Consider the following 14897-nt stretch of genomic DNA (forward strand, 5'->3'; position numbering starts at 1 on the left):
ATCCAGATCAACTGGTTAGTCGGTACGGGGTCTTCAACTAGAGAATCACCTAGAGGATCTTAGTCATGTTTATCGCAACTAAGCGTTCTAGAACAACTAATGCTCAGAGTAGTAGCCGTAGGCAAAGCATCCGCAGCGCTCTCGTTGTAGCTGCGTTAGCCATGGGCACACTGGCCTGCGGCCAGGCCGAAGATTCTGCGCTTGATTCTGTGAGCGAAATTCTCTCATTCGATAATCTCGTGCAATTGTTTACTGAAATGAGAAAAGGGATTTCACCCGAAGAGATGGCGAAAATCGATGCCGCTCCCTTATTCGAAGATCTCAATGCTACCATCAGAAATCTGCCAACCACTCAAGTCAAAATTGCCGGGGCAGTGATTAAAAACAGCCGCGCTTTTGCCACTCAAAACGCGACGATTCTGAAACAGTATGCTGCACGCTTTCAAACCATTGGTGCCCTCAGGGCATCGGCAGGTGGCAAAGAAAAAGCGTTGAGTCCTGCACAACTGGCTGCGGGCTTTCAGCAAGCTATGAACTTGGCCGCCTTTCTAGAGTCGAATGGCGGAGCTTTGCAACTTGATGACACAGAAGGTTTGAGCCTCTTGGCAGCTAAAGCATCCACGATTCCTAATATTAATAAGGCATGCCGCGAGAACATCAGCGCTCTCGCCCTTTTAGCTCAAGATCCTAGAGCAGTAGATTGTCCCGCGATGGCCCTTCCCGACCGAACTAGGAATTGCACGCCGCGTGGCCGCAAGTGGAACCTTCCTTCCGCTATTGTTAGTCAAGAGTGCCCAAAGGGTAAGTTTACTTTCAACTGGCGCACTAGAAAAATCACTCATTATGAACCAGCACCAGAAAACAATGGCGAAAATAGCGGCTCTGACAATTCCAGCTACGGTACCTCCCAAGGTGGCGCTCAGAGTCACGCTGAAGCTGGTGCGAACGGTGCCTGGGCTTCGGCTCAGGGTGGCAAGGCTTCGGCTAAGACCTCGGGGAGAGGTGGCAACTTTAAAAGCCAGTCTTGTTATAACCCGAATGGGGGCTGTACAGCAGAGGCATCTTCGCCCTAATGACTTCAGCAGTATCGCCGGCTTATTCGCCAACCGTCCGGGAGGCAAACTTTGATTCTGTACCTTGATAAATCAACGTTACCTGGGATATAGGGGGCAGGCTGCACTGATGCGCCTTATGAGACCGACTCCATGACAGACACAAAATCTCAAGTTGCTGGTAAAGTTAACGTGGCGGTAGGGCATCCAGATGCTTGCGTGAAGGTGACGAAAAAGGGCGCCGTTCCCCTGCGCGATGCAGTGGCGATCCTGCGTGCGTGGCGGAAAAGGCATCCCACCGCTCTGCAGCTCGATGGGAACCCAACGGGCCGGAATAACCTCAAACCTTGGTTTCACATTAGACTAGAGGGATTCTCCTCCCCGCGGCATGATTTTCTTACGAAACACTCGCGAGAGCTTATAGAGGGTCACCATTATAATGGGATTTGGAATTTTCATGGCGATGCAAAGGTCGAGGCTATTGACGGTCTGCTAGCGCTAGTCGCAGCGGGCGGCGACCCACTAGATTTTTTGGTGCCCTCAGCCACCTACGAAGCCAAAGCCGCGCATATTGGCGAGCAGAACCCGAAATTCACCCTGAATGAAGTAACGGGTGTTAAGGGCTTTTACTTGTATAAAGATTGAGTCGCAGCATCGCCGTAGGAGTGTCGTCATGGTATCGCCCACCACAACTGATCTTTGTCCCTGCGGCAGTAGCCACACCTTTGGCCAATGCTGCGGCCCGTATTTACGGGAAGGTAAAAATGCCGCCGATCCAACTGTACTGATGCGCAGTAGATATACAGCGTTCTGCCTTGGTGACGTTGCCTATCTTAAGGCCACGTGGCATCCCGACACCTGTCCCGACGATCTCGACGCCGACGAACCTTCCAACTGGGTTAGTTTAGAAATACTTGACGCCCATGTCGATGGCGACGAGGGTGAAGTCGAATTCCGGGCCTGCCTCATCTTTAATAATAAACTCGAGACCCTGCACGAAATCAGCCAATTTGACCTCATCGATGGCCGTTGGCTTTATCACTCCGGTGAGTTTCAAAATGAGGGTGATAAACCGAAGGCTATAGCTAAAAGCGCCCCTTGTCCCTGTGGCAGCGGCAAGGTGTTTAGTCAGTGTCATTTCCAACGCTGAGTCATAAGCATTCGTTATAACTAAGCCGCTGATACCCCTTCATTTTTAAACCCTTGTATCCTAAGACTGGACAACTCATGACTTACTTTTCAGACTTTCGCCTGCTTTCCACCCTACAGGCCTCGTTAGCAGAACAGGGACTCAAGGCAACAACCGAAATCCAGAGCCGCGTGCTGCCGGTCCTACTCGCTGGCACATCAGTAGTCGGCGTATCGGAGACTGGCAGCGGTAAAACGCTGGCCTACATTCTGCCAGTTTTGCATCAGTTGAAGACCCTTGAAAACGACGGCGATAAAATCACCAAAGACAGCCGTCCGCGCGCCGTAGTGATCGTACCAACTCGTGAATTAGGTGAACAGGTTGCACGTAACTTCAAACCATTCACACACTCGACCCGGATTCGCGTACGGAGCCTGCTTGGCGGCAGTACCCTCGAGGTCGCCAAGAAGAATATCCAAGGTCCATTTGAAGTCCTAGTTGCCACCCCCGGACGCCTGATCAAACTGCTCGATCGTGGCCTACTGAGTCTAGGCGACGTCCGCGTTTTGGTATTTGATGAAGCCGATCAAATGCTGGATCAAGGATTTTTGCCCGATGCAAAAAAGATTGCGGCCGCATGTCCCTCGGGAAAACAGCTTGTCATGTTTTCGGCCACCGTGTCTGCTGAAGTGCAGACACTCATGAAGACCCTATTTACCGATGCAACGGTGATTCGCACTAGCGGCAGCAACCAAGTAGTTGCGACATTGACTACGTGCAATAAACTAGTATCTGACAGCGATCGATTTAGTTTACTCGAATCCGTCCTGCGTGAAAACGTGAGTGGCGGCACCATGATCTTCACCAATACCCGCAAACAGTGCGACTTACTTGCGGCAGAGTTGGCGAAAGTGCAACGCAACTGTGTTGTTTATCGCGGTTCCATGGATAAAGTCGAGCGCCGTGCCAATCTCAAGGCATTCCGCACGGGCCAAATAGGCCTACTCATTTCAACGGACCTGGCTTCCCGTGGCCTTGATGTGGAACACGTTGGACGAGTCATCAATTACCACATGCCTTACCAGATGGATAACTACCTGCACCGCGCAGGACGTACTGCTAGAGCTGGACGACGAGGGCTGGTGATCAATTTTGTTGGGGAACGAGACAAAGTTTTGATCGAGCAACTAAAGACAACAAAAAATCACCAATAGTCATGCAAGCGAGGCTATCATTTGAGCCTGGACCTGAAAAACTCCCTACTCAGACAAATTACGGAGCATTTGGATGGGGAACTCATGGCGCTCCGCACAGTCGCCGCCGCAGCGCACGATGCAGCAACACATGCCGAAAACAGGCCAGAAAACAAATATGATACGCGCGGCCTGGAGGCTTCCTATCTGGCCGGGGCTCAAGAGGCACGTGCCTCGCAGCTGCAAGCCACATCAGAACTTATAAAATCGATAACTCCGCGTCCTTTTTTAAACGAGGATGCAGTCGGCCTGACTGCGCTAGTCAAGCTGAGCACAGAAGACGTCGCAACCTGGTACTTTATCTTACAGGTTGCCGGCGGTTACACGCTCCATAGTGACCACGATTCACTAATTGGTACGATCATGTCGATTACACCACAGACACCTCTGGGACGCGCTATAATCGGCAAGCGCGTTGGCGACGAAATCACTCTGCGCACCAATAAGGGTGAAAAACACTACGAACTTAGCCAGCTCCTCTAGGCGTGCTTTTAGGGCTTCATAAGTGACAAAGATGAATCGGCGACATTTCATTACGGCGCAAAAGGCTGACGATCGCACATTTAGAGATCTGCTCGAGCAGATCAAGTTGGGAGACGAGATTCATGACAAAGAGTTTGATCGTTTTCTCCACAGTGAGGCTCGTGCTTACTCGAAGACTTATTGGACTCCGATAGCCGTGGCACGCCGTGCCGCAGAACTTTTGGTTGAGGGACCTCAGACACGCATATTAGACGTCGGCTCAGGCGCTGGGAAATTTTGTCTGATCGCTGCTCTTACAACTAAAGCCCACTACACTGGCATCGAGAAAAACTCCAAGTTAGTAACTATGGCAAAGACCATGGCCCAGCGCTGCGGCTTGTCTCACGTATCTTTTATTTGCGGCGACGCATTAGCGGCGGACTGGCGCCAGTGGAACGCTTATTATCTATTTAATCCGTTCGCTGCCGCATTTGAATCCAACACCAAAAGTATCCATGCACACGCCATTGCTGGGGACCGCCACACCGCTATGGTCAACCTAGCCATGGATAAATTAGAGCAGACCCCGTCAGGAACTAAAGCCGCAATTTACTGGGGCATGGGCGACCACCTGCCACCGTCTTGGGCCCATGATTATAGCGAGCCTTTTGGCAGTGGTAGCCTGGAACTCTGGATTAAGCGGTAGACCTGTACTGGCTAAAAATTGTTAGACAGTGCACAACCTATAGTCATCCCGAGCGGCAATAAATACCCAACAAAACTTGATCAATCTACGGACCATTTATTGCGAGATATTTCCGAAAACGCCCCGCAAATGGTTTAAGGAGACATAGCATGTCCAACAATTTAGGACTTCTATCGTTGTTGATCACAGGGTGCGCTGGCGGTAACGCAGGACAAATTGCAAGCGCAGCTTTAGAACCAGGAACAATCGATATTCTCGGTGCCATCAGTCGCGCTCAGAGCGGTACTGGGTTCACTGACAGTTTGACCGAGTTCAAGAAAAAAACTGTAGGTGGCTGGGTCGAGAGCGCCAAGGCTGGTTTGATTGAAAGTGTTTTGGATTTCAACGGTCGGAAATTTGCGGGACTAAAAAGCCAGATCAAATTTGATGCAGAATTGAATTGGATTATCGACTCTTTTAGCGAACGATACACTAGCGTGGGAACCATTTTGCGAGCCTACGGTGTGCCCAAGGATCTACAAGTGGCACCTGGCGACGTAGATGATTACTTGCGCCTGGCAACAGCTGGCATCCAATACAGCAAAAATGGCAAGTTCCCTTACGACGGTGACATGGACGGACAGCTTTATCTCCGCGCCTTAAACGCTGGATTAGTGTTCTCGGCCGCAGCAAAAGATACTAAACATGAAGCATTAGCCTCAACTGCCACGATAGGCTACGTTTATGCTATTCACGGCCTACTTTACAAGGAGGCGTCCGCCGAGGCTAACTTAGCCTTGAATGGTGATGCAGCCATTTTGACCGATTCTAGTGATGTGAAGGAGCGTGTCAAAGAAAATCATTTGTCACTCCTAAGTTGCAACAGAAACAAAAAATCACTGAAAGATGAGGTCTGTGGCGCAACTAGCAAAAAACCTTCGCCGACTGCTAAAGATGAGCAAGGTGCAGGTACAGGTCCCACTGTCAAAACTGCCCCGACCTCAAATCCCGACGAAGCGACAATCACTAACTTAGGTTTAATACAGACTGTGGACTATACCGCTCCGACCCTTTCTCTGGCAGAAGTCGAAGGTGAGACCAACACACAGCCCGAAACTCTCGCGCCAGTTCCTAAGACCAGCAAGAAAACTCCAGAGGAATGCCAAAAAAAAGGTGCGATTACTAAAAAAACCTAAAACGTCCGCCCATCTGATTGATTATTTTTTACAACCGTCACCGGCTAACCAGTGACTTTACGCCCGCAATGAGCTGTGGTGTGTCGAGAATGCCGACGTGCGCTTTATCGGCAGCACCGTCAAAATTTACAAGGATATTCTCAGCGCCACTGATCGGCGCCGATCGCAACCACGGATCTTTGGCCTGATAGAAATTTTGCCACTTTTTTGCCAGCTGCGCGATGTAGCGCATGGTTGTATCGTCAAAGTCCTTGGGAGAGTCGACACATCCAGGAGCTCGATTGAAGACCTGGCTGACAAAAGCTTCAGGCGTGCAGGTGACGCGACTGATTGGATCGATGGTAATCAGTCCTTCGAAATTCCAACTAGCAGACAGCAGACTAATAAATTTCATGGCCGCCCAGCCCCCATAGGAATGACCGATGACGGATATAGTCGCAATTTCAGTCGATTGGCGTAAAGCATCCACCCTACTTGCAAAGTCAGCAATCGATATCTTGAATGGTTTATTCGGAGCGATGGATTCAACTACCCGGATGGAATCAGGGTCCACGGTATAGCAAGTCATGTAGAGCACCTGCTCCTTATAACTTCCGGGCAACACTGTCGGGTTAGTACTTTTCTGCAAACTATCTATCTTGCTACCAACAGGTGTGGCATCGACATCAAACATCTTTTCACAGCCGATAAATCCCCCGAAGTAAATGACTACAAGCATTACGAAGGCACAAAGATATCGCACAATACTCTGTACGACCTCCTAAACCCTCTAGTGTTTTTCGTGAAGTTTGGGATGGCATCGGCAGAAGGATCACCAACCTTTAAAGAAATATAATTACACTAATCATTACGGCCACTAACGTCGCAACTCGTTTGCAAAACCCCACTGCGTGCAGATACCCGTAGCGCGAGAGATTTACCGTTGAACGTGGATTGCTGGGTTAGGTATTAGTTGTGATGGATAGGGATTTGGTTAATATTTTACGCACACCTATGATGGCACCAGTGCATGCGATCGTTTGCCAGGAGGAGTCCTGAGACAACCTTATCAGCCCGGCTGCGGTAAAAAGATCTAAAAATATGGGTACCGCCTGCCTTAGTCCAAGACCTCGGGCCATTGCCAATGCGCCGGCAATAACTCCACCTACAGCGGGTAACGCGACCAGGCTCGTTTGGTAATTCATACTGTGGGTGAACTTTCGTGTGCTACTTCTTCTCGTTCGGCAGCGATTTCGCGGCTCAGAAAGAAGTTGAGCGCCGTACGGATCGCGGCCACGGCTGCCAGTTTACCAATTTCCTCAAAAGACGGAGCCACAGCGGTTCGGAGTAGATCCGAGGCCAACTGAAATTCAAGTCCTAGCGCTAGAAATCGGCCGAGATCGAGCCTTACGGCGGTAAAACTACCCGCCGATCTCCGCCCCAGAATCCCAACAAGGAATTTAAAAAAACCGATGGCTGCACCGAGAAATATGACAAGCGCAGCTGCAGCCTCAACAAGGCGCAAGAGAAAGAATACTGCATCATGTAACCAGATTTCGCTCATTAGTAGACCCAAAAAAATTTACAATGCTTGCCATAGCGTATTCGTATCGTTGTTGCCATCGCGCATCTCCTTATGCTGATCATTGCAAAAATTCAAGTAAATTAGTTTATTGCACGAACGTCTATTAAGGCACCATCGCATTTACGCAGGCCATTTTTTTTTGGATTCACTCACTGAATCTCTGGTACATTATTTTTAACAATCATAGTTTACGCTAGACACAAGGATTGTGGCCCTATGGAACCGAACAGATCTTTGTTGTTACCTGCCGTCGCTCTCTCTGCATGGACTTTCGTCATGTGGACTTGGATGTATGTCACACGCATCCCTGCTATACGTCGTATGGGTATGAAGTTGGACGCTACAATCCCGCGAGGCGAGCAGATGGCAATGCTACCTGCCAAAGTTAGGTGGAAAGCCGACAACTATAATCATCTCTTTGAACAACCGACGATATTTTACCCGACAGTCATTATTGCAGCACTTTTATCCACAACTGACTCTATGGATCTGGCGCTGGCCTGGACTTATGTCGGTACGTGAGTGGTCCACAGCCTGTTCCAGGCCCTGGTGAACAAGATCGAAATAAGGTTCGCCATTTTTTTTGTTTCTTCGATTTCCCTATTAATCCTGCTTTTGCGCACAGGTATGGCACTGCTCTAAAGTGAAAATCATGCAAAAACGCTACCTACAGCTTGAGCGTGATCTAAAGAACTTAGCCGACGCAGGCCAAAAGAATATCCTGCAAACCTTTTTTAAGACTGGTCCCGGTCAGTACGCTGCAGAAGATATTTTTCTCGGTGTCACAGTGCCCCAACAGCGCAAACTTATCAAAAATTATTTGGACCTCACCATAGCAGAGATGAAATCGCTGCTTAGATCTCCCTACCATGAATGTCGGATGTCGGCCCTGCTCATACTTGTTGCCCAATTTAAACGTGAAGATCTCCCCTATAGGTTGAAGGCTTATACCTTGTATCTGCGCAGTACCCGACACATCAACAACTGGGACTTAGTTGATGCGACCGCCCCGCACATTGTCGGCGCATACCTCAGAACGTCAGACAAAAGCCCGATGCCCGTACTAGGCAAGCTAGCCGCATCGTCCTGGCTTTGGGATCGGCGTATAGCCGTGGTTTCAACCCTAAACTACATCAAATCCGGCGACCCGCGCCCTACCCTAGCCTTGGCCAGGAAGCTGATGAATGACGACCATGATCTCATGCAAAAGGCGATTGGTTGGATGCTGCGCGAAGTCGGCAAACATTGTTCCCTAAACGCCTTAGAGACCTACCTAGAAGCCTATGGAGCCGTGATGCCGCGTACGACGCTTAGGTACGCGATTGAACGCTTGCCTGAGACACGAAAACGCTACTTCATGTCACTAAGAAAAAAATCCGACAAGATTGGACGCAACAGGTAATTTGCTCAAGCCGCCTTGCTAACCTGTTTTCTTATCTCAGTCGGCGCTGCCTGACCGGGCAAAGCCAAGCGCCAAATTTTCGCAGTCGTCTTCCAGTACTGCCCAAGTAGAGTGCCCGTATTGTAGGGAAGTCCGTACTCTGCTGCCAAGGCCCGCACTTGCGGTGCCACTTGGGGATAGCGATTACTGGGCATGTCAGGAAACAGATGATGTTCAATTTGGTAATTCAGCGACCCCGATATGATCGTCATGAGACGCCCACCACTGAAGTTGCTTGAGCCAAGCATCTGGCGCATATACCACTCAGCGCGAGTCTCGTTCTCCACCTGTTCCTCGGTAAAGAGGTAAGAACCAGTAGGAAAGTGACCACAAAAAATAACCATGTTGGACCATATACTACGCATCACGGTAGCCACGAAGTTCGCTGCTGCGACAACTGGAAAGAACGGTCCTGCGAGCAATGGAAAAAGAACATAATCCTTGAGACCTTGACGCAACATTTTGCGCAGCGTCGTTCTAATGGTTGGCCTCATCTGTGCCAGGGTCGTTCTCCCTTCGGCGACATCTTCAATACGCCAACTTTGCATCGATAAAAGCCATTCAAAAAAAACCATTAGTACGACGTTGAAAAATGGCTGTATCAGGTGACGTGGACGCCACGGCTGCGCAGCGTCAACACGCAGAAATCCATACCCGACGTCGTGATCTTTCCCGAGTACATTTGTCCAGGTATGATGCACCACATTATGTGTCTGTTTCCAATGTTCGGCAACACAGTGTGTATCCCACTCCCAAGTAGTGGAATTGATCTGAGGATCGCGCATCCAGTCCCACTGCGCATGCAAGATGTTGTGTCCTATTTCCATATTTTCAAGAATTTTCGCCACCGCCAACGCCACGATTCCGAGCGATATGACGCTTGCAAACACTACCCAGGACCCAACGGCTAATCCCGCCATCGGCAAAAATGGTAAACTGGCGTATATCATCAATCTTCCTGCCACGAGCATCAGACGCTGTATTTTAATGAGGCGCCTTATATATCTTGCATCATCATCACCAAGGCTACGCGTCACTTCGTACTTGATGCGATCCATCTGACGGCCGAATTCCGCTATCTGACTATCACTGAGGTTTACAGGTAGACCTGACATCGTCTCTCCTCCATTAAAGGTGTCACTAAACATCGAACTCGGAGTCGCCAGACACCGCAGTGACACAAATTTGCACCGTCTCACCCGGAGAGCATTGGCGCACCGCACCGGTCCGAAGATCGCGCACTGTCCCTGCAATCAGAGTGGCATTACAACCGTGGCAAATCCCCATCCGACATCCGTGTGGCAAGTTGATCCCAGCTGCCTCGGCAACCTGCAGAATCGACGACTGACCGTCAGATGAGATTTCCTTTTGGCTTCGCTGCAGCTTTATCACCCCACCTTTGGCGTCGCCGGGAAGCGGCGCTAGTTTGGCGTGAAAGGCCTCGATACAAAGTCGTGACTCAACCTGACACTCGCGCCAAATTTGTAAAGCGGCCTCATTTAGGCCGGTAGGACCACAAACCCAAGATTCCCTATCCTGCCAATCTGGACATATCGCAGTGAGAGCGCCGCGTGTTAAATGGAGATCTGCTGGCTGATCGGAGATACCAGGAATTCCCCGACGTTTGTTCTCGGTATAAATCTCGATGAGGCGATAGTTTGGCAGACTCCTGTGCATGGCTCGAAGCTCTTGCCCAAAGATGACATCCCAGGCATGGCGCGCATAGTGTATGTGTACTATGCTCATCGCCGATCGTCTTATAGCCAAACTACGCAGCATCGCCATGACAGGAGTAATGCCGCTGCCACCGGTGACAAACAGGGGGCGGACTGGGCCAGCTTCGGGCATCACGAATAGGCCTTGCGGAAGACCCACTGGAATCAAGTCACCGACCTTGACCTCGGTGGTGAGGTGGCGCGATACAAAACCACCTTCCGAGGCCTTTACGGTGATTGCTATCTGTCCGCCCCCGGCCTCTGGGGCTGACGAGAGAGAATAAGTGCGAGTATGCCTAGCCCCATTAATGGTCACACCAACGCGAATATGCTGCCCAGGTCGATGGATACGCCAGTTACGTCCAGGCTGAAGCACCAGGGTGCGCGCTGTTTTTGTCTCATCGATGACAGCAACGACTTTTGCATGCAGTTGGTGATCGGCCCAGAGCGGGTTGAGAAGTTCGATGTAGTGAGACGAAGTTAGGGGGGTGAAATAACTATCCAAAACCCACTTCATTTTTTGGCCTAAGCTCATAAATCCCTCACGAAAACCGCTTCTTGTTGGGGATTTATCGGACTCACCTGGTCCGCACTTGAGCCATTTGTCACATTATTTTGTTTACAATGTAATTCTAGACCCTTACAACAAATCCCTGACCTTACCTGAGCTTTGTGATACAGGTATGCGGCGCTCGCCACACCTCCGCCCAGGAGCTATAGACATATGACTACCGAAACCGTCTCGCCCGTTACGGCACGAGGATTCCAACGCTTGAATTTATCGCCGGCAATGAGTGCAGTTCTCGAGGAATTAGGTTACGAGCAACCAACTCCGATTCAAGCTAAAAGTATCCCTCTGCTTCTTGCCGGGCGCGACCTTGTAGCTCAAGCCCAGACCGGCAGTGGCAAAACACTCGCCTTCTCCTTACCAATTCTGGAGAGAATACGGATCGAGGGCCGTTTCCTTCAAGCTATGATCCTTTGCCCGACGAGGGAGCTTTGCACCCAGGTCGCACGGGAGATCCGTAAGCTTGGCCGCCGCCTTCCGGGGCTGCAGGTGATGATCCTCTCAGGTGGGCAACCCGCAAGATCACAATTACTGCCGTTGGAAAAAGGCGTCCATATCATAGTCGGGACTCCGGGTCGCGTATTGGACCATTTACGGCGGGGCAGTCTGAATCCTTGGCGCCTGCGCTGTATCGTCTTGGACGAAGCAGATAGGATGCTCGACATGGGATTTGAGGAAGATATGGAGCAAATCTTCGCCACCCTACCCAAAGTTAAGCAGACCGTTTTCTTTTCCGCCACTTACCCGCAAACCATCGCAGCCATGAGCGAAGCACGTCAGTCAGACCCCGTACGCATCTCGATTAGCCAAGGCACCCCAACCGTCGCTGCCCCTGAAGTGAAGCAAGAGCTTTACGAGATCCCTGCAGGTCGTAAATGGCAGGCACTCCAAGCACTACTCAACCGTGAGACAGTCAACGCGGCGATTGTTTTCTGCAACCAGAAAGCAACCGCTGGAGAGATTGCACAAAATCTTAAGGACGCAGGGTTCAGTGCGGATGCGCTTCATGGCGATCTCCTGCAACCCGACCGCGACCGTGTGCTAGCCAAGTTTCGCAACCAAAGTATTCGCGTTTTGGTTGCCACTGATGTGGCTGCCCGTGGTATCGACGTAGCCGACTTAGATTTGGTGTGCAACTTCGACCTACCCGTGAAACCCGAGACCTACATCCATCGGATCGGACGTACAGGTCGCGCTGGCAAAAAAGGCCATGCCGTTTCTTTGGTCAACCCCAGTGAAACTCACAAAGTTGAAGCTATCGAAGCTCTCGTGGGGCGAACGATCCCACGGTTGAAATTGGACTCGAAAGAGTCCCCTCGCCCAGCAGCATTGGCAACAGCTTCGATGGTCACGCTTTATATCTCTGGCGGTCGGAAAGCCAAGGTACGTCCGGGCGATATCCTTGGCGCATTAACGGGCGAGGCCGGGGGACTCAGTGGCTCTGCCATCGGCAAAATTGAAATTCATGATTATTTTTCGTATGTTGCCATCCAGAAAGACATAGCGGAGAAGGCCCTGGCAAGCCTGCGATGCGGCAGTATTAAAGGGCGTAAGTTCAATGTAGAACTCGTCCGCTAAGTCGTATGACCGGAGACTAACTGCTCGCTCCCATCAAGGAACCTCGATGACCCAATCTACAGCCCAAAAACCAAAGACCCCCGTGATACTCGCATCAGTGCAGTTACCGGCAGTCACGGACGCTGAACATCAGGCTTCCGTTGATGAGCTGGAAAGACTTTGCTCGACCTTGGGCTTGGTAACCGTCGGTCGGGTGTCACAAAAGCGCAAAACTTTAGCTACCGGCACCATTTTAGGCGAAGGTAAACTTCGTGAACTCGCTACCTGGACTGGCGGCTCCGGTGTGGTGCGCGGTTTCCGCAAAGGCGGCGACGATGACGACGCCACTGATGACATTGCCGCCGCTAGCTACGCCAGCGATGACGATGACTCCTCTGACGACCATGATCAACTAGCTGACCTAGTCGTATTTGACTGTGAGATGACTCCTACCCAGCTCCGCAACCTAGAGGAAGCAACTGGCGTCGAGGTACTTGATCGCAGCGGTGTCATTTTAGAGATTTTTAGTCGCCACGCCCGCAGTCGCGAAGCTCGACTTCAGGTCGAAATTGCCAAGCTTGCTTATATGGCGCCGCGCCTACGCGAATCCCACGTAGGTGGCGACCGACAGGGCGGTGGCATCGGTGCCAAAGGCGCCGGCGAAAGCGCGCATGAACTCGACCGTCGCCGCGTCCGCGACCGCATAGCAGAGCTACGCCAGCAGCTCGAATCCATTCGCCACGAGCAAGCCACTAGGCGCGCGCATCGCCAAGAAGCACCATGTGTGGCTCTAGTTGGCTACACCAATGCCGGCAAATCCTCATTGATGCGCGCCCTTACCGGCAGCGAAGTCCTAGTGGAAAATAAATTATTTGCCACTCTTGATACTACCGTGCGAGCACTCCAGCCTGAGTCAGTTCCGCGCATTTTGATTTCTGACACAGTAGGTTTCATCAAGAAACTACCGCATGACTTAGTGGCATCCTTTCGCTCGACTCTGGACGAGGCCTTATCGGCATCCCTACTGCTCTTTACTGTTGATGCATCTGATGCAAACTTCAGATCCCAAATTGAAGTCACACGGCAAGTCTTGGAAGAAATTGGAGCAACAAATACAGCTAGTCGACTTATATTGAATAAATGTGATCAAATCACAGAGGACCAGAGAGCTGCCTTAGCTAGCGAATTCCCAACTGCTATTTTCATCTCCACACGCAGACCAGATGACGTCAGGCGCATCCGCGAGATTATTCTCAGTTACTTCGAACGGGACATGTCAGATCGCGAGATACTCATCCCATACGGCAAAGGCAAGGTCCTTGGCATGATCCGTGAGCGCGCTCGTGTGATTGGGGAATCCTATGAAAACGAAGGCACAAAGATATCAGTTCGGGCGGAAAGTTCGGTTTTTGACTGGATCGAAAAGCAACTAAACGACAAGTAGCAAACCAATATGGCCGTACTCATTACTGCAAAAGAAAATACCGCACTTTTAAATAAGAAAAATGCGGGGGGTGGCATGGTTGAGATATCTCTCAACCTTGATCAGACGAAGACCCCTGTCACCGTAGGGTCAGAGTGCTGGACAGTTGGTGCTTTTGATTACCCTTATCCTGAGGTCTGTAAAAACAACACTATTTACATGTGGGATGGTGACGACTTTGCTCCGGTGGCGCGGTTTACCAACTCCCTTATTAAACTTGTGCCCACATCTTGGGGACCCCCAACATTCCAAATTGATGGCATCAAAATGCTCCCCACGGCGCACACCTGCCCTTTTGCGGACGCTGAACGTAAGGTTGGGCTTATCGCCCCCCGTGGCAAAATTATACTGGACACCTGCGGTGGCCTTGGATACTTCGCCGCTCATTGTGTGAAGAGCGGCGCCAAGAAAATTCTCTCAACTGAAAAAAATGCTGATGTGATGTGGCTACGCGAAGTCAATCCTTGGTCGCCAAAGGCCGGTGGATCCCTCGATCTCAGACACGGTGATATCGCTTTAGATATAACAAAAATGCCAAGTGGATGGTTCGATGCAGCGTTGCATGATCCACCTCGATTTGGCATCGCGGGTGAACTTTACTCGCAGGTATTCTACGACCACCTCGCCAGAGTGCTCAAACCTAAAGGACTTTTATTTCATTATACAGGCTCGCCTAACAAACTTACCAGTGGGCGTGACGTGCCGCAAGAAGTGTCGCAGCGACTGCAGCGCGCTGGTTTCAACACGCGCCTTGAAGGCGACGGCGTGTTTGCTAGTAAGAAGTAAAATCGA

15 protein-coding genes and 1 pseudogene are annotated in these 14897 nt (G+C 50.8%); 12 read left to right on the forward strand and 4 right to left on the reverse strand.

Features of this window, described 5'->3' with window-relative positions; genetic code table 11:
- The first annotated feature begins 65 nt into the window (after nt 1–65).
- The 7 genes from FJ146_12550 (at nt 66) to FJ146_12580 (ending at nt 5777) form a co-directional block, all read left to right on the forward strand.
- The gene (locus tag FJ146_12550; GenBank protein ID MBM4252795.1) at nt 66–1073 is read left to right on the forward strand and encodes a hypothetical protein; all 1008 of its coding nucleotides are present in this window, start codon (nt 66–68) and stop codon (nt 1071–1073) included.
- 132 nt (nt 1074–1205) lie between these two features.
- On the forward strand, nt 1206–1697 hold the full coding sequence (locus tag FJ146_12555) for a hypothetical protein (protein MBM4252796.1): 492 nt from the start codon (nt 1206–1208) through the stop codon (nt 1695–1697).
- A gap of 28 nt (nt 1698–1725) precedes the next feature.
- A complete protein-coding gene (locus FJ146_12560) occupies nt 1726–2202 on the forward strand; it encodes a hypothetical protein (GenBank protein ID MBM4252797.1) in 477 nt (158 codons plus the stop codon).
- Nucleotides 2203–2279: 77 nt separating this feature from the next.
- Entirely contained in the window at nt 2280–3395 is a 1116-nt protein-coding gene (locus FJ146_12565; GenBank protein MBM4252798.1) for a DEAD/DEAH box helicase, read from the forward strand.
- Nucleotides 3396–3416: 21 nt separating this feature from the next.
- Complete coding sequence (locus FJ146_12570) at nt 3417–3917, forward strand: transcription elongation factor GreAB (GenBank protein ID MBM4252799.1); 501 nt, start codon at nt 3417–3419, stop codon at nt 3915–3917.
- Between the two features lie 31 nt (nt 3918–3948).
- Nucleotides 3949–4602 carry a methyltransferase domain-containing protein gene (locus FJ146_12575; protein ID MBM4252800.1) on the forward strand — a complete coding sequence of 218 codons (654 nt, stop codon included), beginning with the start codon at nt 3949–3951 and terminating at the stop codon, nt 4600–4602.
- A 149-nt stretch (nt 4603–4751) separates the two neighbouring features.
- Complete coding sequence (locus FJ146_12580; GenBank protein ID MBM4252801.1) at nt 4752–5777, forward strand: hypothetical protein; 1026 nt, start codon at nt 4752–4754, stop codon at nt 5775–5777.
- Between the two features lie 37 nt (nt 5778–5814).
- Here the strand turns inward: FJ146_12580 and FJ146_12585 are convergent, their stop codons facing one another.
- The gene (locus FJ146_12585; protein MBM4252802.1) at nt 5815–6495 is read right to left on the reverse strand and encodes an alpha/beta hydrolase; all 681 of its coding nucleotides are present in this window, start codon (nt 6493–6495) and stop codon (nt 5815–5817) included.
- Nucleotides 6496–6957: 462 nt separating this feature from the next.
- Entirely contained in the window at nt 6958–7320 is a 363-nt protein-coding gene (locus FJ146_12590; protein MBM4252803.1) for a DUF1622 domain-containing protein, read from the reverse strand.
- A gap of 237 nt (nt 7321–7557) precedes the next feature.
- On the opposite strand from FJ146_12590, the pseudogene FJ146_12595 reads away from it, so the two are divergent.
- Both FJ146_12595 and FJ146_12600 read left to right on the forward strand, forming a co-directional pair.
- Nucleotides 7558–7983: pseudogene (locus FJ146_12595) on the forward strand (MAPEG family protein).
- A gap of 10 nt (nt 7984–7993) precedes the next feature.
- Nucleotides 7994–8743: a DNA alkylation repair protein gene (locus FJ146_12600; protein MBM4252804.1), complete on the forward strand. Its 750-nt coding sequence runs from the start codon at nt 7994–7996 to the stop codon at nt 8741–8743.
- A gap of 5 nt (nt 8744–8748) precedes the next feature.
- Here the strand turns inward: FJ146_12600 and FJ146_12605 are convergent, their stop codons facing one another.
- Together FJ146_12605 and FJ146_12610 are read right to left on the reverse strand one after the other, a co-directional pair.
- The gene (locus FJ146_12605; protein ID MBM4252805.1) at nt 8749–9897 is read right to left on the reverse strand and encodes an acyl-CoA desaturase; all 1149 of its coding nucleotides are present in this window, start codon (nt 9895–9897) and stop codon (nt 8749–8751) included.
- 25 nt (nt 9898–9922) lie between these two features.
- Entirely contained in the window at nt 9923–11032 is a 1110-nt protein-coding gene (locus tag FJ146_12610) for a 2Fe-2S iron-sulfur cluster binding domain-containing protein (GenBank protein MBM4252806.1), read from the reverse strand.
- Between the two features lie 189 nt (nt 11033–11221).
- Here FJ146_12610 and dbpA point away from each other — a divergent pair, with 189 nt between their 5' ends.
- From dbpA to FJ146_12625, 3 genes are read left to right on the forward strand one after another with little or no spacing between them, the layout of a single operon-like run.
- Nucleotides 11222–12643, forward strand: coding sequence for an ATP-dependent RNA helicase DbpA (gene dbpA, locus FJ146_12615; GenBank protein ID MBM4252807.1), 1422 nt, complete (start codon nt 11222–11224; stop codon nt 12641–12643).
- Nucleotides 12644–12689: 46 nt separating this feature from the next.
- Nucleotides 12690–14066, forward strand: coding sequence for a GTPase HflX (gene hflX / locus FJ146_12620; GenBank protein ID MBM4252808.1), 1377 nt, complete (start codon nt 12690–12692; stop codon nt 14064–14066).
- Between the two features lie 9 nt (nt 14067–14075).
- A complete protein-coding gene (locus FJ146_12625; protein MBM4252809.1) occupies nt 14076–14891 on the forward strand; it encodes an SAM-dependent methyltransferase in 816 nt (271 codons plus the stop codon).
- Nucleotides 14892–14897: the final 6 nt, after the last annotated feature.

The organism is Deltaproteobacteria bacterium (assembly GCA_016874735.1).
In the GTDB taxonomy this organism is placed as follows: Bacteria; Bdellovibrionota_B; Oligoflexia; order Oligoflexales; family CAIYRB01; genus CAIYRB01.